Below are 25448 nucleotides of genomic sequence, written 5' to 3'. Positions count from 1 at the left end.
AGGCCTGCGGCTTTTGCCATGCGTTCAAACGGGAACACTGAGTGAAGCCTGCCAAGCTCACTCTCATTAAAACTTTTGCGGTATTTTTCCAGAACATCAAATTCTGTGAAGCCCAAAGTTGGGTGAATTTCGGAAATATTTTGTATCTTAGCCATATCTTAGTCGGGGAATTTCCCCCGTTTTGGCCTTCAAACCTTATTTGCGGGGGAATACCTAAAGATACAAAAAAGCCAGCTAATTCGCAATATTTTGTGTATGAATTAGTTGGCTGATTTTATATTATTTACTGAATGTCCCTAAATAATTACGCCCTGGCTGTTTGTCAATTTCATCCACCTTCTTCTGAGCTTGCTCCAAAGAATAATACTTACGGAAGAAATCCAACATATACTGTTTGAACTCTTCATCAGTTCGTTTGTGGATTTTAAGTTCGTATGTTTGTGACAGATAATCAATAGTCACATCATCTACAAGCCCTATGCAGCACATTCTGTATATTGCTTTATCTGTATCATCTTTATCTCTTTTCTTACAAAAAGCCATTCGTAGCCTTTTATAGATGCTTTTATTTGCATGATTGCGAAGCCATCTAGTATCACCTGAGCATTTGGCTATCTTAGCTATCAACTCATTAAAATCACCAATTTTTTTCAAATCCAACTTTCCGTATCTGTCCTCATTGATATTTTGCCATCCCTGTTCCTCAGATATAGCAAGAATTTCCTTTTTGATTGAAGCTTCAAAACCTTCAGGATCTTGTTGAACATTATTCTCCCAAGAAACAACAACACTTGCATTGCCGTCTTCGTCAGCATGTGCCATTGCCTGATATATACCCTCTGTGATATTGTCTTCTCCCTCCAAAGGGCGCATAAGTGTCTTAGGAGAATAATCTTCATATGATTGGAGTATCTGGATCAAACAATTAGATATATACGAGCATAATGAATATTCAAAACCTAGATAATTATAAGTCGGGCGTAGGCTGTCGAGGAAGATATAACCATATTGTTTGTTATTATCTTCTTCCGAAACGATTTTAACTGCATTTTTTCTTGTATCTATCTTTAAGCACACATCCTCGTTTCCTGCTTCGTCTCTCAACTTTGCCTGAATCTCTGTTAGAAGTGTAGGCTTAGCATTGATTATTCTATCAGTGAGTTCAACAAGAATGACCTTCTCCTTGAATAGACCACGGAACGAGTTATTATGGAACCACAAGTTAATGTCCTTGTCTATGTTCTCCAGAAATCCTTGCTTTCTGATAATATCAAGAATCTTATCTGTCTGTTCTTTGGTACAGTTATTATATTTGCACAATGCAGGAATATCATCTGCAAGAACAAACTTATTTATATATCGTTCAAGCCATGTTGGGTCTTCATCCCCCATCAAATATCGAATATCATTTATTTTATCTATAGTAAATTCAATGAATTCTGTCGGATCATATAAAACATAAGATATGGCATGCTTCTTATCACGACCACAACGACCTGCCTCTTGAACATAACTTTCAATGGATGAAGGGTGATTTATATGAATTGTATATCTGATATTTGGCTTATCTATACCCATACCGAACGCTTTAGTGGCCACCATCAGATTTTGGTCATTTTCATTAAATGACTTCATATCACCAGAAGGCTTGTCACCGCCAACAAACGTACCCATCGACAATTCTGGCTCATGCTCTCGCAATTCAGTGGAGATACCAGTCCTGGTACCCCAAACATTATCTTCTACACCGAAAGTTCCATGTGCATGTGGACAGAATACTATTCCAGCATTTTTATAGTGTTGTTCACTATCTGCCGAATAGAAATCCTCTGCTGAAAAATCCTCTATATGAGCAATCCTTGATTTCTCAGTCTCATGCTGATTGACTTGCACTATATCTGAAGGTATTTCATGCAGTAGCTCATACATCTTATTCTTTTTTGCTGTTGCTACAACATCTTTAAGTTCCCAATCTGATTTTGCTTTAAGCAAGAACTGCTCATTAGGTTCTCTCAATTCATCAAAATTAGAAAAGACCTCAATAATACGATATGTTAGTTCAGGACGTGAATCAGACTCAGGACGTACAATTGTTTCACTGTCAATAGTAAGGTTTCCACCAAGAGTCAATTCACGCTCAACGTCTGCAAGAACATCAAACGATGCTGTAGCCGTCAAACCTATAATAGACAATGGACGACCTGATTTCGTATTCATGAAATTTATCATGTTTCGTCCAAGGTGGAGATAAGAAGTACGGAAATCATGTCCCCATTCAGATACGCAATGAACCTCATCAATAATGCCATAAGAGAAATACACATGATTCTTCTCTGTCATTGTAAGCAAACTTGAACGAAAATTCTCCATCATAAATCTTTCCGGAGAAAGGAGCATGAACAAGACAGAACCATTTTGAAGAAGATTCAGTTTTTTAGCCTTCTCTTTGGCATTCATTCCACTATTAACACATTCACAAGCATCAATTCGTGCTTCGTGCAACCCTCGAACCTGGTCAACCATAAGTGAAACGAGAGGGTCAACAATTATAGAAACGCCAGGTTGTAAAATGCATGATAACTGATATGTCAAAGACTTACCGCCACCAGTAGGAAGTAATCCTATTGTAGTTTTATCAGCTAAAGCATGGCTAAGAATAGGCAACTGCCCAGGACGGAAAGATGGCTTGCGGAAAATATCACGCAAGAAATATGTAAGGACATCTTCCCTTTCCTTTATATTTACATAAGACCCTGTGCCATCTTTTGTAACCAATGGAGGATATTGTATATTGTCTGCAGCGCAGATTGTTCGCTCACGTTTCTTGTAATGAGAAGAACGGATAAGATAGACAGTATCTGCATCGACATTCAAAGGAAGGGCATCAATGTTGTCTCTAAGTAACATTGATATATCCAAGCATAGGTCAAAATGTCCTTCTGGCATTTGAGTAGCGACACGGTTTCCCAAATGCAATGGAGATTTTTTGAATTCTTCTGTTGATATGATCTGAAGCTTTATCTCCGGCAGTCTATCTGATGAAGCTGCTAATTCACAAATATACCTATATTTTTCAGCAAGGTCCTTTATAGCCAATGCAGAACATGGGATATCACGTTCTACAATGGCAATATTCCATACATCGCTATCAAGACTAAGAGCACCGGACATCATTGCCTCCACCAACATTCGTTCTACTCGTGCAATTGCCATTGGTGCAAGAACTATTTGCAAAGTGTCCAACCAATTTCCAGACAGAGCCTTTTTGTAATTAGCCTTTATAATCTGTAAGTAGTCAACTGAAGCAGCGTCACTTTCCCAATTTTGCATGAACGCCATATTCTTCAGTTGTTCAATACGATATGTATCCCAGCCTACATTGAGAGCCATTCGGTCACGCCGCTCATCGCTAATTCTACTGAATATATTAGAATGATAACGCAGACCGTCCATCTCAAGAATGAAGCCGGTTCTTGCATCACCATAAGGAATTTCCAACGCAAAATCTACTCGTTGATCTTTGCTGAATCTTCTATCAGGAATATCTACAATTGATGAAAGATTACGTTGTGGCTCAAAAACTTGAATCAGATATTCACTTTGAGAACCTTCCAAGTATTTTTCAATAAAATCTTTCTCAAAGGAACTGTCAAGCATATCTCCATTATAGAAATCTACATTAAAACGAGGATCTATAATATGCAGGGCTTCATAAATTTCCTGCACCGAAACTTTATGAGTAGATTTATAATCAAGTATCGCTCCTTCTTTTGGCTTGGTTGAAATATGGAATAAATCATAAAAAGTATTCTCTAATAACAACGGAGCCTTTGTTGGCAAACCTCTTGATATGATATTTGCCAAGACTGCAAGTTTGGAGTCTGTATTTGAATTATAAGCAAGAGGTATATTTGATTTGACATCGAAAGCAGAAAGAGAACGATAAAGTTCTTCAGCATTATCTGCCTTATCAGATTTGCTATATTCCTCTGCGACAGCATCAAGAACAAATCCTGCAAAGAACTGTTCTTTCTTATGCGAATCTTCAATACGTTTACGAATATTCTCAACGGTCTCAATGCGGTCGAAATGTTTGAAGAATATACGCATTGAGATTGTCCAGTCACCCTGCCATGTCCCACGTTCCTTATTCATCGTGGCATACATAATATCAGGTGCTGTGGCAGCTACGAATTCATCAACACGTCTGTTGTTACTGTAATAAGGACCGATGCACACAAAATAGTTATCACTTCCGAATAGCTGTTGGAACAAGTGAATGAATCGTGCAAGGTCAAAAGCTTCTACATCGAGAATATTACTGAAAAGATGTACTTTCCTAATATTCGATTTCTTGAAATCTTCCGGACTCAAAGAGTCAAAATCCTTAGTAATGGACTTTACGAAATATGCAGAACTAAAACTTTCAATAACCTGTGTTGCTCTTTCGACAGCAGCAGAAGAAGGCTCTACCAAGCAAAAATGCTTGATATTAGGTGATATATTCTTTGAATGTAGAAAATCCAATAAGCATACTGAGGCTGTTCCTTGACCGCAACCCCAATCGTAAATCTCCACTTCTTCTGAGAAGATTTCAGAAATATCAGGAATGCAACCAAAAGCAGCATCAAGCTTCGCTTTATGCATTTTACCGAAGCTATGTAAATACATATTTAGATGGTCTTCGTCATCTAATATGCCTTTACCTCGTTCTAAATCCTGATACAGCTTATTACGACTCGTTCGATCAGCAGGAAGAAGAGTCAATGCTGCATCTCTCATACCGACAAACGAGATATTTCTGTTTCTTCTGAATATATCTATAAAATTTGACATAATTATTTCCCTGTTATTGTATCAGCATTTTTATTCTGCTGATGACGTTTCCAATTCTCTAAAGCTAAATGCTTAGTTGTATTTGCATAGCAGTATTCACATAGATGTGGACAAGTGTTATATTCACCAATATCTTTAGCTGCCATACATCCACACAGGGCTCTTTGTCCTGGATCTTTCTTGTGAGCACTTAGGAAGAATTGATTGTGTGGCAGAATAATTGCACCATCAGGTAATGATGGTGAATCTTCAAACAATGACGGTGCTGGCATCTGCTGAATTTTAACCTTCATAAAATCCATAAGAACCTTATCGTCCCACGCCAAGCGAGTTATTAGATCTCCATCAATACACCTATTATGAGCTATTCCATATCTATCAATATCTATCTGCTCTCCGCAAGTAGCAAGCTGGAAATTCCAGTTTCTTTCGCTATTCATTTTTGATAATTTCATAGCGAACTTCTCCATTTGCGCAGTTTCCCACTCATGATATGGAATGCCATTCTTTTCAAGATTCAATTTAACCTTTTTATAAAGCTTGATGTCAGCATACGAAAACACCAATTTCTCCGTATATCCTTTGAGCTGGTCACCAATCTTCTCAACTTTACTAATAAGGTCATCTATAGTAATATCATCTGTAAGAATCATCGGATCGAAACGCCAAACAACAGCGTCCGCTCCAAGTTTATCAGATAACATTTTGAATGTCTCAATGCGATTTAAAAGTGAAGGTACTTTCTCCAATCCCTCCTTCTCATAATCATTCAATGTGTATTGTATATAGCACCTTATATTTCTTTCTTTGAGATAATCAAGATATGGAAGAAGCGGACGAGGATTCTTTGACCAAAAAACTATAAAGCGAGTTTTATCATACGATACATAAGACTTCACGCCATTAAATGGGTTGGTCCATGCTGAGTAACCTTTCTTTAAGCGGTCAAAAAACCAATCGGCATAGAATGCAGGAATATCCGTACTTCTACTTGCCGACACGATGATAGGAGCCTGCGCTTTCACAGGCTGCCCATCAACGATTATGTCTGTATGTTCCCAAGATGCCATACTTTATTCACTAAACATTATCAAGTAATAGAAATCATCTTCATTAGGAAGATTATTGATTATAAATGCAACAATCTTACCTTTCTGTTGAGTTATTTGAAATAATGAAACATATTCTTTACCACTTGAAGCAGATTCCCAAGAATTTCCGACTTCAGCAGAAGCTGCCTCGAAATCGTTACCTTGTGATTGGTAGTCAAATTGTGGAACAAATGTAGGATTCTGCTGAAGTATTCTTTTTGAACGAAGTTCTGCTATATTGCTAATATCAAAAGTAACAGTTCCGTTTGTCTCTTTTCTCACAATTCTAGCATAAGCAGATGAGTCCGTCTCGATAATTTGTGCGTCACCATGATAAGGTTGTTTGACAACCTTAACCTTTGGTAACTTCAAATTAAATGTAAAACCATTGGCTACTGCACTAATTGAGATGTTGTTATTGAAAGGTTTGTCATCTTCTTTCGGCTCTTCCTTTTTAATGATTGACGAATGCAAATACTCCAGGCGTATATTGCGGTCATACATATGAAGCACACACTTTTCCACTTGCCCATTTTTGTAATAAACTACAAAACCATAGTCGCTGTAATCTACTTCTTGCCAACCGAAAGGAGATCGTGCCTCGATAGGGAAACCACGCAATTCTACCATGTCTGCCGTTTTTTTCACAACCTTCATAGGTTTGTCTGACATGTTCGGCTTACCCAGGTCATCATTGTATATCTTTACGATGTAACCAACGCCGGGGGCTAACTTGTAACCAGGGCAACCATCAGTATTCTTTACCAAACTGACAGTACGAATACACTCCTGTAATCCCATAACAGGAGTGCCGTTTTCATAACGCTGATGACAATTGGAACGGAATGTAAAAGGCTGTATTGACTCCTTCTGTTCACGTTCTGCTTTCAGTTTGGCTTGACGTTCAAGTTCTTTACGACGGTTCTCTTCCAACCTACGTTCTCTTTCACGTGCAATACGCTCTTCCTCCAACTTTTGTTGGCGAGCTTGCTCTTCAGCGCGACGGCGTTCTTGTTCTTCCTTTTCACGCTTCTTTTTGAAATAATTAAAAGGCCACATATCGATAATATTTTAATTAATATAGTATTCCACATTGATGTTCAAATAAAGTCTTTCGTTATATTCCATGAAATGAAGCCTTGCCATTCGATAAGGAACACATTACTCTACTGATTATTCTTCCACACAAAGGCACTCAGCAGTTTATCCATTTGCGACATAGCATAGAGTGGGCAGATTTGTACGTGACGTACTGCATTATTATCCTTGACATCCTGATACTCAAAACTTCCATAGTTCTCCATTGAGCATCTAAGAGCATTGTCCAAATGCTTTTCGTTCATAAACAGCCAAAGGCTCTTCATTCCGCCTTGCATTCCCGCCTTCACCTCGATGGGAACAACTTGCTGCTTATATGTTACAAGATAATCAATCTCTGCAGAGGAATTTTTCGCCATTCTAAGCCAGTAAAACAAGTCATGGCGGATGTTCGGAGTTTTGTAGTGCAGCATTTCCAGTCCTGCAACCATTTCTGCCATTGGTCCTTTGTTTGCCAATTCTGAAACATCAGATGTTAGGATTTGGGTTGTCAGCTCACTTACATCACCGGTCGTCATATTCAGCAGACGCAACATCAAACCAGTGTCGAGCAAAAGCATCTTACGATAGGAATAATCAGCCTCACTTCCTAAAGGTACGCCATTGGCTGACGTATGTGTGACAGGAATCAGTATGCCTGCAAGAATAAGCATTTCAAGGGCTTTCTTCACTTCTGAAGTACTATAACTGCCGCCGACCTGAGAATAGACAAACTTTTTAGTGGCTTGAACGGCTGCACTACGCATGGTCAGGCGCAAAAGCATAGGATCAACACGCTTCTTATATTTCGGAAAATCGTCTTCATAGGTAACGACAATATCATCCTGCACCTCCTGGCAAGCCAGATAGTCGTGGGTCTCCACCCATTTGCTCACGGCTTCAGGCATTCCGCCAACAAGCATGAAAGTACGGAGTAGCCCCACCAACTTTTCATATAGAGGAGCTGGCAGTGGTGCTGATGACGTAGCTTGATTCCGCGCCTCAATAAGCAAATTCTCGCCATTAGCAAGCAGGAACTCATCGAACGTCATCGGAAACATAAACATCGAGTGAATCCTGCCGACACCAAATGTTGGCAGTTCTTCAAGTGCGAACTCTAACAAAGAGCCTGCAGCTATCACATGAAGTTCGGGCATGTCCTCTTTGAAAAATCGGAGTGACATGATGGCTTCGGGACAAGCCTGAATCTCATCAAGAAACAGAAGTGTGCTTCCTGGTTCTATCGGCTTACCGGCAATAGCCGCCATTTGTGGAACAATTCGTTTCACATCAATATCGCCTTGAAATAGCTGCTTATATGAAGGTTGCCGTTCAAAGTTCACCTCCACAAAGCTCTTGAACTTCTGACTCAGATGACGAACTGCTGTTGACTTTCCTACTTGACGCGCACCTCTTAACAGCAAAGGTTTATGTGAAGACCTTTGTGACCATTCCAGCAAATATCCGTCTATCATTCTTGAATAATACATAACTCTAAGATACTTTATAATTTGTCTGTAAAGGTATAAAATTAAAATTATCCAAGGAAATATTTCTCAATAAATTTCAAAGATACAAGGTATTATTTAAGTATCATTGAATATTTTCCCATCTAATAAAATCGTCAAAAATCAACTTTTCCAATCATTTTCGATATTCTGATTTTGTCTTGAGACATCAATTCCCAACATTTAAGTTGTAGTATGAAAAACATTTCCATATTAGCCCACATAAAAAAGGTATGCAAGGAAAATCCAAGCATACCTTCTCGACAAATTTTTAAATATGAGATTTAAATTTTGATGAAAGTCTCAAGACTTTTTAGCTTATACAAAAAACAACTTCTATCATTCAGTAAGCATGACTACCGCAAAGCGGTTTGAGTCATTGACCTTATATTTATCTATTCCACCAAAGCTATGCAGATGAATGAGACTTTCGGATACCCCTTTATCCACAAGCATTTGAGCAATATATCTGGCACGACGCTGAGCAAGTTCCTGATTGATGGACTGTGTACCAGTGGCGCTGTCAGCTGCTCCAGATATGGCCACTTTTAAATTATGTGCCTTGGATATTTTTGCAATGTCATCAAGGTTCACGATCTGGGATTCATCTACAAGCCTATCAGAATTTAGCTGGAAGAAGAAGTACACTGGAACACCCACAGTTATCTTAGAATGACCTGAAATTGCAATTGAGTCCAATGCATTATTATTTGCAGACATAAGATTATCAGATATATTCTGACCGGCAGACAAAAGTGAATCTGAGTGGCAGTTTCCAGTCTGTACATGCGTATCCACAAGACCGATTTCAACATCATCAGCCGAGTTTTCAGCTATACCGTCAATACCTGATTTGCTTTCAGGTGAGCCAGACTTTTTCCCGGACAACCGCGCTCTTAGTGAGTTAAGCCCACTATAGTTATTCTTGGGATAGACTGTCTGTACCTCTTTATCTCCAGACATTTTTTTCTGCAATCGTATATTCTCATCCTTCATATAGGAGATGTAATCCTTGAGATAAGCATTCTGCTCGATATAAGGTTTAGCATCAACCACACGCTTCCATCCAGTCTTGCCTAATGTGATGGAGAGACCGGCTGAGACCGTAAGCATATTATCCTTGAATTTTATAGAGCTACCCATATTATCAAAATTCTGGGCTGTAGTCAGTCCACTGACTCCGGCAACAAGTTTTAACCTGTTGCCAATTCTGTAACCTATCTCCAGTCCATAGGTAAAGGCGAACGGACGGCTGCCATCTGAACCTCTGCCACATGAGCATGGATCAGACCAGTCCGCATTATGAATCATACCCACTCCCACATAAGGAACAATATCCCATAGAGAGAGTCCGTACTCATTCTGACGGAGTCCGGAAGTCAGATTGTACATCAGGTCTGCATGGTAGAGCTGATACTTCATGGATTTGAACTCAGCGTTCTTGAACGTCAGTCCCTGAAAACCTACACGTCCACCGATTGCGGGTGTGAACCACTTTCCAACACCTACCTGCAAGGCAGGTGTTATCCGGTCGAACACATCACCGCAACCAATGGGTGATCCGAGAAAAGCTGAAGCCCCGCCCTTAATTTCTATAAACCAATTTCTACCCCAGTTAGCTGCTTCGCTTATATTCTTCAGATATGTAGGATTCATAGGCAAGAGCATCTGCTCCTGACTGAAAAGATTCTGCTTATAAATGCTGTCAGAATTGTGATGGATGTTACTTGCAGAGACTGTCATCGCAGCAAGACATCCCGTTAAAAACAAAAGAATATTCTTTCTCATATAGTTTGTACTTTAAAAGTTGATACTGTCATAAGCCAAAAGGCTTACCATTACATTCTCTTCTTCCGGTTAACAGATGGCGCACACATCTTGCGTGCCATTACCAGACACCTACGCGCCCACTCACGGTCATCATCTTCGGGACGTCTTCCCCATCCAGTAGAGGGACCACCGCCACCTCCGTGAGTCTGGGCAATGGTCGTAGCATCGTCCACATAACCGCACACAAGGTTCAAGGCAACCATGACAACATGATTCCCCTGTTCTGCCAGTTGACTGAGCAGCGTATCGTCAAACAAGGATTTTGTTTCATCCGGCAGATGGTGATAGCGGGATGTGAACTCCTGTGACATTGTGTCAAGTATTGCACCGTTCAAGTGATAGCTCATGTTGTAAGCCCATGAAAGTTCAGACTGATTGGCCTTGACTTCCAGTTCCCTGGCCTGCTGCTCGATGTTAGCCTTATCCTCACGAAGAGCTTCAAGCAACCGGTTAGTCTCATCAAGTTTCTTTTCCTTGTCTGCCAGTTTAGCTTCGACCTGAACCTTCTGGTATTCGAGATTTTGAATCTTACGTGCTATCTCTGCACTGATACTCTCGCTGTTGGCCTGCATTGCCCGAAGAGGACGAAGTTCATCTTCAAGACGCTCTTTCTCCGTCTTCAGATTATCAATCATGGTCGTAAATGACTTCTGTTTCTTCTGGGCTATTGCCAGTTCCTCGTTCAGTGACTTCAGCAACTTGCTGTTGTTCTCCAACTGGGCTTCAAGTGTCACACAGGCGTTGGCCAACCATCTTCGGTACTCCTCTGTGGAGCGATGTTTCGCACCAGATTCCACAACCGACACCCCTCTTGTAAGACCCCATTTTTCATTGACCTTTGCTAGCTCGTCATGAAGGGCAAGCATATAATTCTTAAACTCCAGACGGTTCTGTCCATGAAAAATCTGCTTGAAAGCAAACTTGCCGTTTTGGTCTATCGGTAGTAGAGCACAGTGAACATGCGGGTTTTTCTCGTCACAGTGAACTATAAAGGAAATGATGTTTTCCTCTCCATATTTATCCGTCACGAAGCGATAAATGTCACGAGCCCATTCTTCTATTTCCGGCATACGCCGTACATGTTCGTTACCTCCTTTGCTCTCAAAGTCAACTACCTGATTGCCGAAGGCCAGCTCACGCATACGGTCGGTTGAGCCTCCGAATATGAAGTTGACCACTGTCCGGAAACGTGGCTCGGCTAGTCCTTCATTCGGATCCTTGATGCCACGTGACGCAAGGTTTTCTGCCATGCGTTTTGTCAGCGGACGCTTCTTATCTATCGGTGTGACTATGCCACCTTTTTGTACCTCGAAATTAAGATGTTCACGGCTACGGTCATAGTTACCCTCACGCATAGCCTGCTCCCATCCTTTATCCGTCCAGGCACGTAACTCCTCATTGCTCGTCTGTGAGAGCCCTTTGGAAGTCTTTATATCCATGACTTGTTTTGATGTAGTACCCATAATGACAATTTTATTTTTTGCGTTATTCTGAGCCTTTTTTCAGTCTCCTTTGCGGTCATACGCACACTTAGAAAACTGACCCAGCTTGCTGTTTATCTGGTCAGCCCTCCCGCCGCTTCATAGCGGTCGGGGTATTAGGCTTCCCGAGACTGTAAAAAAGTGGCACGTGCAAGCACGCTGCCTGTCGTTGCATCTATCCGTTAGCGGGACAAAGACGAAGTGTATAAAAGCGTATGACATGCCGTGCATCGTTAATAAGGCGTTTAATCCGTTCCGTTTTCAATAGAGGAAGTGCCCCCAGGCTTATCATCCGTTCTGTCCTCTACGGGGCTTAAATCAGGTCGAGGAGGGTCATCATAATAAAATGTTCCCGGGTCAGATACGTAGTATTCAAATATGCAGTCAAGGAGAATAACTTCTGCTTTCGTATAACGGGATACGGGTTCTGCCATATAACCCGGCTTTCTGTTTTCACGTATGGCCACAGCCAGAATGCCAAGGATTTCTATTACTTTCTGCCAGTCCCATACATGGTCTTTTCCAAAGAGAAGGCCGATGGAATCCGACAGTTCTTCAGGCATTTCCTTCTCCATTTTCAAGACCTGAAATATGGACTTTGCCAGCGAGTCAAATACTTGACCCTGCTGTTTGAGAACATGTCGGGCAGGTCTGCCTCCGTCGTTCTCCGTTACCGCCAATTCCATAACCTTGTTGAAATAACAATTATATGATTGGGCCACCTGACCGGCAGTGTTGCGTCCTTTAATGAACCGTACAAACTGAAGTGCGTTGAAGTCCAATATATCAGACGGTGTCTCAACAAAGAGAGAAAGGCGTTGTTCCTGGCTTACGGAAAACACATAGCTTTTTGAGAATTGCTCCATGGTTAGATGGCCCAGGTTGGCAAGACCGGTCAGGAACTGACGGACTGTAGCACGTTGCCATTGCCACTTCCTTGCAAGTTCAGATATGGTGGCAATAAACTGGCCGGGAAGTAATTTCAGATTTCCTACTACAACGGATGTGGAATATGTTCCTGATGTCGCTCTGGTGAGCAGATCACAATAGGCTTCCAGTTTGCTGTAACGGTCCTCTGATTTAGGCTTCAGATACTCCAACAGGGAGCGGTCTATGCCCTGTGGGTCATTCAATTCAGGAGAAGAATTGTTTTTATTGTTAGTCATTTGCGTCATTTTTAGATTACATTTAAAAAGTGGGAAAAAAGCAAGCAAGGAATATATATTCCACATGTAAGTGGCATTAATAGTAGTTCTTCATTATCCAGTCCATCTGGCTTTTAAAACTGTCGCAGTCTTCAAGTACGCTTTTCTGCTGAAGGACTCTTTCAGACGGATAAAAGACAGCTGCCACACTTAGCAGGAAAAAAAGCTGAAACACACTGTTCATATAAGGGGTGGCATAACATACCACTGCTATCAGGAGTGTGATAAGCCAAAACCGTTTCCTTTCATGCAGAATATGAAGGGTACTATCGGCAATCCTTCTGTTCAAAAGTGCCAGCGTCAGGATGCTTGACAGTCCAACTGCCAGATTGGGCTCTGTCATACAACAGCACCAGTTGATGAAGATGAGTGTAAGCATCATAATACTTAAATAAAATTTTCTTGCACTGTCAAATACTACCATCCTCCACATGAAGCTTTGCATGCAGCGGTACGTTTTTTTATATAAGCAAAAAAATGCCAGAAGTAGCAGGAACGGGAACAAAAAACGGATGATGGTTAATGTATGTATCATAGTGAATTCATTTAGTTATTTGTATTCTCAACGTGTTCCTGCTCTTTTCTCTGGATTGACTCCAACCGTTCAGCTATGCGCCTGTTCAACCGGACATTATAGCTGAACGATTTCTGGTCAATAGTGGGGTCTTTTGAAAGTTCTTCATCCGTTTCGATGAGAAGATTCAGATAAGAATCCAAATTGGAATCGTGATTCCTTTTCTCATCTCCTATGGCATAATCATCAGTCAATGAAGTCACCTTGTCCAACGTATCAGGGTCAATATCATCGGCCAGGTCATAGGCCCTTTTAATGCTTCTCATAACCATCAGGCAAGAGAATATGAGGAAACACAGTATAGCCTTGATTATTATATTCAGGTCAAATACCATCATCGCCAGTACAGCCAGCAGGATGACTGTAAAATAAAAAACATAAATTTTCCTGTTAGTATTCATAATCGTCAAGTTCAAGTTTTATTATACCGAAAGAAGCTTTCTCTATAATGTATTCGACATCACGCAAAGTGAGCGCATCATGCTTAATCCGTTCAGAGGCTGAAGGGTCTTTTTTGCAGAGAGCCAACAGACCCATGTTCAAATCGTATTCATTGATGTTCCAGGTACAGGACCTCTTGAAACAGTAATGTTCCCTGTAGCTTTTCAAAGTGATAGCTTTAAACAGCAGCGGCTTCAGCATTCCATCCTGAGGTATTCGCATCTCTACCAGTTTTTCTGTACCGATAACCTTTATCCATGTCCTGTTTTTCTGTATGATGTCTGCAATGAGGTAATACGTTTTCCTGTTCATTCAAAGTCCGCAGTTGAAGTCATTCATTATCTGGACATGCTCTCGCTTTTCTATGAATTTTCCACGACGTTCATGTAGTCGCAAATCTTCAAAAATGTCAGCAGACATAACCTCAATGGAATTGTAGATGGTAACATATAACTCATGGATAAGACCGTCCGTATGTGTCTTGCAGTTTATCTTGAACATACGTTCCGTCACCGGATAACAGTAGGCGCAGCATTCATGTCCGTATGCGGTAGCGGATGATGGCACTATGTGGTAAAGAATGGCAAGATCCGCATTCATCTCAAACATGTCCAAAACCTTTTCGAGAGGCTGAGGTTCGTGTACTTCATAAGGAAGTACGGCATAATCTTCGTAAGTCTTGATTTCCCCAAGCCAGTAATTATCAATAATGGCTGGCAACAATATGGGACCGGATGATCTGAATTTTAAAATAGCTTCCTGTAACATGATATTTATATGATTAGATGGTTGATATGTATAATCGAATTAGCTGATTCGGTATTTTTGTGGTCACATCCCGATCGATTAAGTGTTTGCTGTCTAATCTGGAAATGATAGCCGGATAATCCTTTGCCATATCCGTCATAAGCCGAATCTGTTCCGGTGTCAGCATTGTTATGGCAAGGGCATCTATCGAGAGATAAGGTTGTAACATCATCCACAAGCAAGCATTGGCATATTGCGAATCCTTTACTATACCACGTTTCAGTTTCTCATGACAGACTTTGGCATTCAGAAGCAGACGGCGGCCTGTCCTCATGGACATATAGGTAATAGTTTCATCAGCCTTGATTTTACCATTTGATGCTTCCTTATAAATGCTGTCACAAATATTGGCCGTCATATCAGTAATATCCGCCATACCCAAAGCTGAGCACTCGTCAATGGAAGCAAGAAAGCTTCGGAAGAAGAAGTCTTCCATACGGATAAATCGAAGAAGCGCATCTTCTGAGTGTACCCCATGTAATTTATATGAAAGCAGAAACTCTGAGTAATCGGCAAGTAAGTCTCTAATATTCCCGGTATATACAGGAATGCTATCCAATGAGGAAAAGAATACTGTTGCATGTCGCTTTAATGAGTCAAGTTCCTTATCCTGACCATAGATAGAAGTATGAAGTTTGACATATGCCACATCGCTTAGAGTAAAGTTGTCCGCAAGCTCCATCAACCTCGTGCGAATGGAATCCGTTATACTGTCAAACCTCATGGTCAGACCGGCATGAGCCGTAAACGAAGGGTCTTTCTGAATAAATTTGTAGACTGTGTCTGAGCATTCATACCACAGATTGATAAATGAGGCAAGTTGCTCGGCATTGCACGTTTCCTGTGATCTGACAGTCTTATAAAGATTATCGTATTCATTCAGAGCTTCATCAGAGGACTCAAAATCATATTTCTCATGATTGTTGCATGAGTAAAACAAGAGTACAGAGCATAAAAAAATCAAGTGAAAGATTAAACTCATTTGAGTATTTTTTCTTTCACTTGATTTACTTTCTTTCACTTGTTTTCCTGAACCTGCGTCAGACATACCAATCAAACCGCTACTACAGTGATTCTGACCGATTAAATTTCTATATATCATTGGCATAATTTTGTTTGTTATGTGGCAAATGTATAGATAAAATTCCACATTGTCAGTATAAAATATTCAGTTTATACTAATTTATATTTCATACTCATAATAGTATGATTTATAATACATATCTATTGATAATAAGAAGTTGTTAAAAAAGAAGTCGATTATAAAATCTGTCATATCAGTATGATTACCAATATGAATATAATTTATACCTTTGCATCAGAGTCGTGTTCATTATACTCTTGGAGAATTATCATACTATATATTTTTCAAGACAAGATAAGACATCTATTTGATTATCAGTCAAAACCTTTATAATATGGCAAAGATAGGTTACATTATGGCAATATCCCAGTATGACAAACTGGAAGAAGACAGGGAGTGGATGAATAACTTCGGATGTATACGCATTGTAGAGGAGTGCGATGAGAACGAACGCAACAGGCCGCTTTGGAAGCAACTCATGGTTGCCCTGCAAAGGGGGGATGAACTTGTTATCCCCAAATTTTCAAATGCCATCCGTGGCAGTCGGGAACTGGCTACTTTCCTGGAATTTTGCCGGGTAAAAGCTATTCGCGTCATAAGCATACACGACCGGATTGATTCCAAGAACCAGCTTTTCCCTGAAACCAAGCCATCGGATGTGCTGGAAATGATGGGTGCCTTACCTGAAGAAGTACTTGCTTTGAGAAAGACTGCCGAGCATATGGTGAACCTGCAGGCGAAGATGATTGCATCATTACCGAAGGTTTCTTCCACAAAATTACAAAAGCTCGACAGAGAAAAGACAGTTATCAATCTGTATGCAGCCGGTCATCCTATAGATGAGATATGGAGAGCAAGCGGCTTCAAAAGCAGAAGTTCTGTGTTCCGTATTCTGAACAAGCATGGCATCAAACTCAATAGAGGAAACCATTCCGGACCTATCAAAAAGAAAAATGAAGAGGATACATCGAAAGATATGGATAAAAGCTGACTATAATGAAAAAGATACTTTTCCTTCACGGATTCTTTGCCACAGGAAGTTGTCCGATGGCAGTTGCTCTGAAAGAAGCATTTGAAAATCATGCCTCCGTCTTAACGCCAGACCTTCCGCTTCATCCCAAGGAGGCATTAAAACAGGTACGCTCAATCATTGAACAGGAATCGCCCGACCTGCTGCTGGGTAACAGCTGCGGATCTTTTCTTGCGCAGATGCTCGCCCCGATAGTCGGCATCCCGGCATTGCTTGGCAATCCGCACTTTGAGATGACGAAATTCTTGAAAGAAAGAATCGGTGAGCATCAGTACAAAGCCCCACGCAAGGACGGCAATCAGACGTTTATCATAGATGAAGCTTTAATTGAAGAGTTTGCCAAACTCGAAAAGATTCAGTTTGACTGCTGTAATCCGTATTACAGAGACCGTGTCTGGGGACTATTCGGCGAACAGGACAGACTGGCTCACTATGAGCCCATGTTCCTGGAGCATTACAACAATTCCCATCATTTCCCGGGTGCGCATACTCCCACAGAACAGGAAGTGAAGACCTGGTATGCGCCCTTGGCCATGAAGATGCTGATGGAGTTTCCTAAAAAAGAAGAAAGATATTTCCGTCATTTCAAGGGTGGTACCTATAAATATATCCATTCCGCTTTTGACAGTGAAACTCAGGAGCGGATGGTTGTATATCAGGCTCTCTATGGAGAGAAATCTTATTGGGTCAGACCGGAAAAGATGTTTTTCGAGACTATAGAAAGGGACGGAAGACGCTTTTCAAGGTTTACGGAAATAGACATCTGAGTGTTTAAGGTTTATCCGCATAGCAGCTATAACCGTAAGACTGCAACGAGTAAAGGAACAGAAGACCATCCCTGTGACTCCTGTTCCTTTGTTCTTATCACTCAATTTCCGACGTAATGAAATCAATGTGACCGGCAAATATATCATCGGCATCAATCTCATGTTCATTGCCCCGGTCGTTTTTCTCATCTCCTATGATGGTTATTCTTCCATCATTGCTAACCCTCACTGCAAGGATTACCACATCACAAGGCTCATCATAGTCATACGCTGCCACTATCGGGCAATCACCCTCAAAGTGCCATTCATAGCCATCGGCAACCTTCTCACCATATTGGCGAATTGCAGAAACGAGCTCTTCCTGTTCGCGATGCTTTACCTCCTGCACGCTATCATAGATTGAAAAATTCTTCAACCTGGTATCCCTTTGTTCATGTACCTCCTTGCCATTCTCTTCATCTATGCCAAATTCATGAAACTGCACCGGAACATAATCTGCAGGAACTGCTATCCATGAAATGTTATTCAAGGAGTAGTCGTGCTCTACAAGGAAAAGTTCAACGTCCTCTCCAACCATATTCTCCGGAACGTTCAAAACATCGATGCGGACATTTGCGCAATCCACAACAATAATCTTCATAGCTGTCCAATTTTTAAGTTATACATTAGTTTTCATCATAAAGTCTTGACAAGAAAGACTGAAGTTCTTTATCCTTTACCTCTCTGAGGGCACAAGATTTGAAACTCCTATCCTGTTCTATCTTCAATAAGCCGAGTCCGTACTTACTCGCATCATAAGTGACATCGGCCATTTCAGATGCTGACATGTAGCCGTACTCTGTTTCATGTAGACCGACCACTATACCATATAGGGTGAAGTCATCTCCTTCGGGCTGTCCTTCCATAATATACCAACGGATATTGCCAAGGTGAAACACTGCGATGCAAAGCGCATCCTTTCCTTTTGCGTCCTGTGAATACAGGGGATAATCACTCAGAGCCTCTCTCAGTTCTGGAGTTACCAGACGATTGTTGAATTTTGTTACTGTCATAATATCTGAATTATTTATTTCCCTTTTGTTACAGCCTTTCAGCTGTGTGTCGGGAAGATTTTTCTGCATCAGAAGTTTGGAGAAGGCAAATAAGGCAAGAATGGCATGAAGAATACTCTTTAAGTGCCTGCTTAAAGGAAGATTGTTCACAAGACACGTCTTGCAGTTTGACAGATCCAAGATAACTTCGCTGAAAAATTTTCCTCTGACACGACAGCGGATGTGCTTAAAGGCAGACATATAATAGGTGAAAATCAGTCCGGGACTGCATGTAAGAGTGAGATATGGGCTGTATATAACTGATAAGCAATAACAATATTAAGGAATTTTTGGAGGATTCTCGTTATCTTTGTATCGTTTTCCGGAAATATAATGAGTACAGAGCCATTACGACAATATATAGCCATAGATCTGAAATCATTCTATGCTTCAGTAGAATGTGTTGAACGGGGATTGGATCCGCTCGACACATGCCTTGTCGTGGCTGATGCTTCACGAACGGAAAAGACCATCTGCCTGGCTGTTTCGCCGGCATTAAAGAAGTATGGTACCGGAGGTCGTCCTCGCTTATTCGAGGTGATTGAGAAAGTACGTGTGGCAAACAGGCAGCGAGGTAACAGTGGAAAATCCTACTCGAAGAAGGAGCTGGACAGCAATAAAAGTCTGGCCATAGACTATGTGGTGGCTCCTCCCCACATGGCTCACTACATAGAATACAGTACAAGAATCTACGACATCTACCTGAAATATATAAGTCCGGATGACATCCACGTGTATTCCATCGACGAGGTCTTCATCGATGCTACCACCTATCTCGCGACTTACAGGATGACTGCTCATGAGCTGGCAATGAAGATGATCCGTCATGTCCTTTCGGATACAGGCATTACAGCTACGGCAGGAATCGGTACCAACATGTATCTGTGCAAGGTAGCCATGGATATTGTGGCCAAGAAGATGCCACCCGATGAAAACGGTGTACGCATTGCCGAACTTGACGAAATGACTTATCGCAAATTGCTTTGGGAACACACTCCTCTCACAGATTTCTGGCGTGTAGGCAAAGGTATTGCCAACCGGCTTGCCCAGTACAATATCCTGACGATGGGTGATGTAGCCAGATGCTCTATAGAACATGAAGGATTCCTGTACCAGATGTTTGGAGTCAATGCTGAACTGCTTATTGACCATGCCTGGGGATGGGAACCAGTTACCATGGAATATGTGAAAGCCTATAAGCCTGAAAGCAAATCATTGAGTTCCGGACAGGTTCTCCAGTCGGCTTACACTACGGATATGGCCCGTAATGTGATACTTGAAATGGCCGACAGTGTGTCGCTCGACCTTGTGGACAAGAGGCTGCTCACTGACCAGTTGGTGCTTACCGTCGGATACGACATTGAATCATTGACCAACCCTTCAATAAGGGAGAAGTACCATGGTAAGATTACAACCGACCATTACGGCAGACAGGTGCCGGTCAATGCTCATGGCACCATCAATATCGAGGAGCCGACTTCTGCAGGCAGTATCATCTCCGAAAAAGTGGCTGAACTGTACGGCCGCATAGTGAATCCTGTCCTACTCGTGCGCCGTCTTAACCTGTCGGTGAATCACCTCGTACATGAGGAGCAGTATAAAAAGCAACCTAAAATCGTCCAACTCGATCTTTTTACTGATTTCGAAGAGTCAGAAAGACAGCGGAAAGCTGACCTGGAAAAAGCTGAGAAGGAACGCAGACGTCAGGAAGCTATCCTGAGTATAAAGAAGAAGTTTGGGAAGAATGCCATCCTGAAGGGCATCAATTATGCCGATGGAGCAACCCAGAAAGAACGTAACCAACAGATTGGAGGGCACCATGAGTAAATATGACGACATAATCAATCTGCCACATCATGTCTCAAAGAACAGGACACCCATGTCCATGGAGAACCGTGCCGCCCAGTTTGCCCCGTTTGCCGCTCTCACAGGACATGATGAAGCGTTAGCCGAAACAGCAAGGCTGACTACTCCCAAGAAGCTCCTTTCTGATGATGAGATGGCAAGTCTTACAAGAGAACTCGCCCGCGTCATTGAACAGGTGCCGGAACAGGAAGAATACACTTTCGTGTATTTCGTACCTGATACTCAAAAAGATGGAGGCAAATACGTGTCAATAACAGGCACAGCCAAGAAATACGAAGAGGTGACAAGAGCACTCACGTTATCGGACGGAAGAGTGCTTCTGATTGACAATATTCTGTCTATCAGAAGACTTGATACTCCGGAGTTTTAACAGGTTATACCAAAGTCTCGTTCACCAAAATACGCAAAGACCCGGCAAGGATAAAAACCTATCCTTGCAATGAAAGCGTGATTGTCCTGTAGAAGCTGACGGCAAGACCGCTCCTACTCACCTGTACTTGACTTATATATCAGGATTGCTATCTGTCTCTTCTGAAATCGTTCCGTTCATCTCCATTCCACCATACTTCCAAAATGTAGAAGAAAAAACGGAACACGAAAAAGACAATAATAGTATCAAAAAGTTCATTCATACTCGTTCCATTTAAAATCAATACACATTAATAATCGGGATGCCCCTCGCTCGTGCCTTTTTAACGGTGTAGTATGTTCCCCCTTTCTCACGGCCATCATAATAGGCAATGAGATATGAAGCATTCTCAACCATAAACTTGTCCCGGTCAAGGAAGCACCTCGGATAATAGTAGTCACTGAGCACAATTACCTTATCAGCCAGTTCAAGCAACCGTCTATAAACTCTTTTATCATAAATATTATATCTCTCTGCCTGGCCTTCAAACGGTATGACTGCAGTCAGAGATATTCCGGGCAAATCACACTTCAGCGATTGTACCAACTGTGCTGCCATCAGATCTATTCCCAAAGCAAATCCGGAAATGAAATTCCTGATGCCATGGTCATAGGCTTCGGATATTGCTGAGGTAAGGCGTTCCTGAATAAATTCCCTTTGGGAAAAGTCATAGAACCGATGTCCTGTAAAAGCAGCTGAGACTGTCCTGTCAAATTTCAAATCATTCATAATTGTCATTTTAGTACGTATTTATAGCTTGTTTTGGCAAGGAAGATGCCGTTGGTCACATGAGCTCCGGCCTGTTCTAATTGGGAGACATAGGCATTAAAGGATGCACCCGTTGTGACTACATCATCCCAAATGCAGACCTCCTTGTTCTTGAAGAAATCAGCATCAATCTCAATGTTGTTCTGCTCATTTATCCGTTTGGCACGCTCTTCCTTTTTTATCTTTGTTCCATGGACTGCAGTACGTTCACCGATGACACTCACATGAGAGAACCCGTCAATGGCTCCGGAAAACTTGCATACAAGCTCGGAAAAATGTCTGTTTCTCATTTCGTTACGTTCCGGACTACTTGCAGGGATGCACGAGAATACCACATTGCATATCTTACGGCCAAACTTCTTTACAAGGAACTTTGCCACGCATTTGGCCACCTCCAGGTGGTTGCGGCCATCCTTGTAGTCATAGACAATCTGACGGTCAAAAACTGCGTCCATTCCTATGTTCTTGATGCGTGAAGGAAAATATCGCAAGAAACTAATCAGTTCCTTGTCTTCCTGACCTTTGATGTAAACATTCACTGTGTTCATACTGCACTCTGATTTTGTTTCCCTTTTGTTAAGTCCTTTCGGACTGTGATCGGGAAGTTTTTTCTGTTTTACAAAGTGCAGACAAACCAATACAGCAAGTCTTCAGTGGACAATACTCTTTTCAAGGAAAAGGAAGATTGTTTACTAAGAACGACTTGCCAATTTGGTGATGGATGCAACAACTTTGCAGAAAAAAGTTCGCTGAATCACAAGTAGGAATGAAGACACAATGGTTAAAATACTAGTATATAGGAACTTTATAACTGAATACAATCCTTATAACTGTCGGGTGGGAAATGTCTCGCATCGCCAACAGCAAGTACGGCATCAAGGAGCTCTCCACTATCTTTGATAGCGGAATGCTCTTACCGTACCTTTGACAGAGGGGTGTTCTGGATATAGTCGATTCACTCGACCATGGACAGAATACCTCTATGGCAAACTGTTAGCGAATGCGGACATTGGTGTGGGCGAAGATTACAAGAAAAAGAAAACTCTAAGATTATAAAAGGGAAGCGTCAGCTTATAAAGAAGTAAGAGCATAGCATTACAACTGTCGGGTGGGAAATGTCCTGCAACGCCAACAGCAAGTACGGCATGAGAGAGCTCTCCACTATCTTTGATAGCGGAATGCTCCTGCTGTACCTTTGACAGAGGGATGTTCTGGATATAGTCGATCCACTCGACCATGGACAGAATATCTCTATGGCAAACTGTTTGCGGATGCGGACATTGGTGTGGGCGAAGATTAAAGGAAAAAGAAAACTCTAAGATTATAAAGTTTAAGGCAAGTGTTAGCTGGTGGAGTGGTAAGAGCATAGCATTACAACTGTCGGGTGGGAAATGTCCTGCAACGCCAACAGCAAGTACGGCATTAAGGAGCTCTCCACTATCTTTGATAGCGGAATGCTCCTGCCGTACTTTTGACAGAGGGATGTTCTGGCTATAGTCGATCCACTCGACCATGGACAGAATATCTCTATGGCAAACTGTTTGCGAATGCGGACATTGGCGTGGGCGAAGAGTAAAAAAAGTTCTACAAATAACGTTACAGATTCAAACATATATCAGAACTGACTACGTCTTATAAACAGGAATTTTGGCTATGGAATAACAACCAACGACTTTTCAAGGAATATATTCACTACTTTCCAACCTGGAATGTAAGTATTAAAAGAGGTAATCAACCGTCAGCATACTCGATCTTCAAACAGTCCACATCGGGGCTTCCCGATATGGTCTGTTTGAATTATAACTATATCAGTCTATGTCATAACCTATCACACAATCATCATTGATAAGCAGATAATAATAACCGTTACCACAATTTCGGTATTCCTTGCTGAATCCGGCTATCATATCACCATTCTCTTTCGGTTCACACCAAAGTGTCCCGTCATAACCGCAAAAGTCAAACCTATAGCTTGAATACTTCTCTTTCTTTTTGAAGGCTTCCCTGAAGCATGCCATCACCATGTAGCCGCAATACTTCTCGATGGTGCTCAATCTGATACATTTTCCGTCAATACCTGTTCCTGTGGTTATATGGTTCTCGTAAAGGGATTTTGTCAAATCCGCACCTGCAATCCTGCGCAACCAATCATTTGTATGTGTGGCAAGTCTGGCAAGTTTCTGGTATTTGAGAATCATCTTCTTTTCTGCCTCTTCTTCATTTTCAGTGGTCGGATAATAGACTTTCTCAATGCTTGACCAGGCATTGAAAACATAACCTCGTTTGCGTTTACCTTTTGCAATAATGCCAATCACTCCCTCTCCGTCACTGCGGTTAATGAACAACTTTCTACGTTCTCCACTAATTCTGACATACAATGATGTGGGGTTCTTTTCGTTGCGAAGATACTCTTCTGCCGGATGAATCTTTTGTACTTCCATATCTATAAGTATTAAAATTAATCATTTCCCTTTTGTGAAATCATGACAATTTCAAAGGGCTTCAAATTTTCACGCTCCCGATACTGTGAGACATGGAAGATAAGACAAGTAAATGGCTGTAGATTTGTATGGAATACCCAAATCTCTGATTTGCGGAAGGTTGCCATACCAATCTGAGACACATTAGAGAATCGGTACTTGGCGTTCGGACATTCACAGTAATTTTGCGGTGAAAATCTGACAAGCCGTGAATTGTCAGCATACAAAAAGCTTATGAAATATGCTTTAATCAATTACAAGAAGGCGAATTTAGATTCAACTATAAAGGGTTTATTTCATTTGTCTATCAATGATTTAGAGAATTATCTTTCATTCATCCAATGTCCACATGTATTCATGTCCACACGTTTACATATATACACCTATACAAGTGGACTTATATACATGTTTACATATAACCATGTATTCACGTCCATATGAATACATGTATACAAAAAGCCACCACCAAATCATAAGACTTGATGATGGCTCAAAGCTATATAAGACAATATCAATTGACGTAGGCGTAATTTACGTTGAAATAGGTGTCAGAAACCTTTGCAGTCGTAATGACCATTGACCTGTCTGAGTTCGTGAAACAGTATTCAAGTGTTGCCTCGTTCGCCGGAACAATCAGAGAATAATGTTCCTTCAAATAGTCGATAACCAGACGGCTATTAGCTATCAGCTCTGTATCTATTACCGAATACAATTCCCCATTTGAAGCATAAAAGCTATATAGGATACCCTCATTACCGTTGCCGGTTTTGTAAGTGAGTTGAATAGAACCAGCTATTGTTGCCTCCGATACAAGACCATATCGCTTCATTGAAAACTCCATATAGTTCTTGACCTCGTCTATGGTTGAACTTTCAACATGATAAGGCTCCGTCCATACTTTCAACTCCGGCTGAAGCTCTTCAACATCATCCAAAATGTTGTCTTTGCCACAAGAAGTTAATACCAATGGTACTGCCATTAGGAATACTACAATGGCAAATGAGAAGTATTTATTCATATTCATAATTTTTGATTGTTATTGACTTGAATATATCTGTGTATTCACGTGTACGTGTAAACATGTATATATTGCTACACGTACA

Annotated in this window: 23 protein-coding genes and 1 pseudogene; 4 read left to right on the top strand and 20 right to left on the bottom strand. The window is 41.2% G+C overall.

Annotated features, from left to right (window positions below; translation table 11 throughout):
* From C233_RS23755 to C233_RS0116400, 13 genes and pseudogenes are all read right to left on the bottom strand, one after another.
* Positions 1–155: pseudogene (locus tag C233_RS23755) on the bottom strand (DDE transposase); the annotation flags it as partial.
* Between the two features lie 124 nt (positions 156–279).
* A complete protein-coding gene (locus tag C233_RS22795; RefSeq protein ID WP_244149078.1) occupies positions 280–4836 on the bottom strand; it encodes a DEAD/DEAH box helicase in 4557 nt (1518 codons plus the stop codon).
* Positions 4837–4838: 2 nt separating this feature from the next.
* Positions 4839–5906: a DUF1848 domain-containing protein gene (locus tag C233_RS0116455; RefSeq protein ID WP_018668652.1), complete on the bottom strand. Its 1068-nt coding sequence runs from the start codon at positions 5904–5906 to the stop codon at positions 4839–4841.
* A gap of 3 nt (positions 5907–5909) precedes the next feature.
* Complete coding sequence (locus C233_RS0116450) at positions 5910–6986, bottom strand: hypothetical protein (RefSeq protein ID WP_018668651.1); 1077 nt, start codon at positions 6984–6986, stop codon at positions 5910–5912.
* Between the two features lie 107 nt (positions 6987–7093).
* Positions 7094–8494: an ATP-binding protein gene (locus tag C233_RS0116445; protein ID WP_018668650.1), complete on the bottom strand. Its 1401-nt coding sequence runs from the start codon at positions 8492–8494 to the stop codon at positions 7094–7096.
* A gap of 357 nt (positions 8495–8851) precedes the next feature.
* Positions 8852–10300, bottom strand: a complete 1449-nt coding sequence (locus tag C233_RS0116435; protein ID WP_025069000.1) for an OmpA family protein — start codon at positions 10298–10300, stop codon at positions 8852–8854.
* A 50-nt stretch (positions 10301–10350) separates the two neighbouring features.
* Complete coding sequence (gene mobV, locus C233_RS0116430; RefSeq protein ID WP_018668647.1) at positions 10351–11805, bottom strand: MobV family relaxase; 1455 nt, start codon at positions 11803–11805, stop codon at positions 10351–10353.
* Between the two features lie 263 nt (positions 11806–12068).
* A complete protein-coding gene (locus C233_RS0116425; protein ID WP_004312135.1) occupies positions 12069–12989 on the bottom strand; it encodes a hypothetical protein in 921 nt (306 codons plus the stop codon).
* A gap of 76 nt (positions 12990–13065) precedes the next feature.
* Positions 13066–13410, bottom strand: coding sequence for a hypothetical protein (locus C233_RS0116420; protein WP_227195314.1), 345 nt, complete (start codon positions 13408–13410; stop codon positions 13066–13068).
* A 164-nt stretch (positions 13411–13574) separates the two neighbouring features.
* Positions 13575–14003, bottom strand: coding sequence for a hypothetical protein (locus tag C233_RS0116415; RefSeq protein WP_005939537.1), 429 nt, complete (start codon positions 14001–14003; stop codon positions 13575–13577).
* A complete protein-coding gene (locus tag C233_RS0116410) occupies positions 13993–14355 on the bottom strand; it encodes a hypothetical protein (RefSeq protein ID WP_018668645.1) in 363 nt (120 codons plus the stop codon). The genes C233_RS0116415 and C233_RS0116410 overlap by 11 nt, the downstream gene beginning before the upstream one ends.
* Positions 14356–14652, bottom strand: coding sequence for a hypothetical protein (locus C233_RS0116405; protein ID WP_232306303.1), 297 nt, complete (start codon positions 14650–14652; stop codon positions 14356–14358). It abuts the gene before it with no gap.
* A 172-nt stretch (positions 14653–14824) separates the two neighbouring features.
* Positions 14825–15958: a hypothetical protein gene (locus C233_RS0116400; protein WP_026314894.1), complete on the bottom strand. Its 1134-nt coding sequence runs from the start codon at positions 15956–15958 to the stop codon at positions 14825–14827.
* 310 nt (positions 15959–16268) lie between these two features.
* Between C233_RS0116400 and C233_RS0116395 the strand changes: the two genes are divergently transcribed.
* Together C233_RS0116395 and C233_RS0116390 are read left to right on the top strand one after the other, a co-directional pair.
* Entirely contained in the window at positions 16269–16925 is a 657-nt protein-coding gene (locus C233_RS0116395; RefSeq protein WP_004312130.1) for a recombinase family protein, read from the top strand.
* Positions 16926–16930: 5 nt separating this feature from the next.
* A complete protein-coding gene (locus C233_RS0116390; protein WP_004312129.1) occupies positions 16931–17731 on the top strand; it encodes a YqiA/YcfP family alpha/beta fold hydrolase in 801 nt (266 codons plus the stop codon).
* A gap of 97 nt (positions 17732–17828) precedes the next feature.
* Here C233_RS0116390 and C233_RS0116385 read toward each other — a convergent pair whose 3' ends face one another.
* A complete protein-coding gene (locus tag C233_RS0116385; RefSeq protein WP_018668643.1) occupies positions 17829–18371 on the bottom strand; it encodes a hypothetical protein in 543 nt (180 codons plus the stop codon).
* 25 nt (positions 18372–18396) lie between these two features.
* Complete coding sequence (locus tag C233_RS0116380; RefSeq protein ID WP_241217579.1) at positions 18397–18933, bottom strand: DUF2958 domain-containing protein; 537 nt, start codon at positions 18931–18933, stop codon at positions 18397–18399.
* A 222-nt stretch (positions 18934–19155) separates the two neighbouring features.
* Between C233_RS0116380 and C233_RS0116375 the strand changes: the two genes are divergently transcribed.
* A complete protein-coding gene (locus C233_RS0116375) occupies positions 19156–20649 on the top strand; it encodes a Y-family DNA polymerase (RefSeq protein ID WP_004312127.1) in 1494 nt (497 codons plus the stop codon).
* A complete protein-coding gene (locus tag C233_RS0116370) occupies positions 20642–21058 on the top strand; it encodes a hypothetical protein (protein ID WP_018668641.1) in 417 nt (138 codons plus the stop codon). The genes C233_RS0116375 and C233_RS0116370 overlap by 8 nt, the downstream gene beginning before the upstream one ends.
* Before the next feature lie 279 nt (positions 21059–21337).
* On the opposite strand, the gene C233_RS0116365 is transcribed toward C233_RS0116370, so the two are convergent.
* From C233_RS0116365 to C233_RS0116345, 5 genes are all read right to left on the bottom strand, one after another.
* A complete protein-coding gene (locus tag C233_RS0116365; protein ID WP_241217578.1) occupies positions 21338–21826 on the bottom strand; it encodes an SLOG family protein in 489 nt (162 codons plus the stop codon).
* Between the two features lie 5 nt (positions 21827–21831).
* Positions 21832–22413, bottom strand: a complete 582-nt coding sequence (locus tag C233_RS0116360) for a hypothetical protein (protein ID WP_004312124.1) — start codon at positions 22411–22413, stop codon at positions 21832–21834.
* A 477-nt stretch (positions 22414–22890) separates the two neighbouring features.
* Positions 22891–23379 carry a hypothetical protein gene (locus C233_RS24890; RefSeq protein ID WP_018668639.1) on the bottom strand — a complete coding sequence of 163 codons (489 nt, stop codon included), beginning with the start codon at positions 23377–23379 and terminating at the stop codon, positions 22891–22893.
* A gap of 294 nt (positions 23380–23673) precedes the next feature.
* On the bottom strand, positions 23674–24306 hold the full coding sequence (locus C233_RS0116350; protein ID WP_004309326.1) for a hypothetical protein: 633 nt from the start codon (positions 24304–24306) through the stop codon (positions 23674–23676).
* A 550-nt stretch (positions 24307–24856) separates the two neighbouring features.
* The gene (locus C233_RS0116345) at positions 24857–25369 is read right to left on the bottom strand and encodes a hypothetical protein (RefSeq protein ID WP_004309325.1); all 513 of its coding nucleotides are present in this window, start codon (positions 25367–25369) and stop codon (positions 24857–24859) included.
* Positions 25370–25448 lie beyond the last annotated feature (79 nt).

Origin of the sequence: Bacteroides gallinarum DSM 18171 = JCM 13658 (assembly GCF_000374365.1) — a bacterium.
Taxonomy (GTDB): domain Bacteria; phylum Bacteroidota; class Bacteroidia; order Bacteroidales; family Bacteroidaceae; genus Bacteroides; species Bacteroides gallinarum.
Note: the sequence above shows the minus strand (reverse complement) of the source record. Positions and strands in the feature narration are given on the sequence as shown.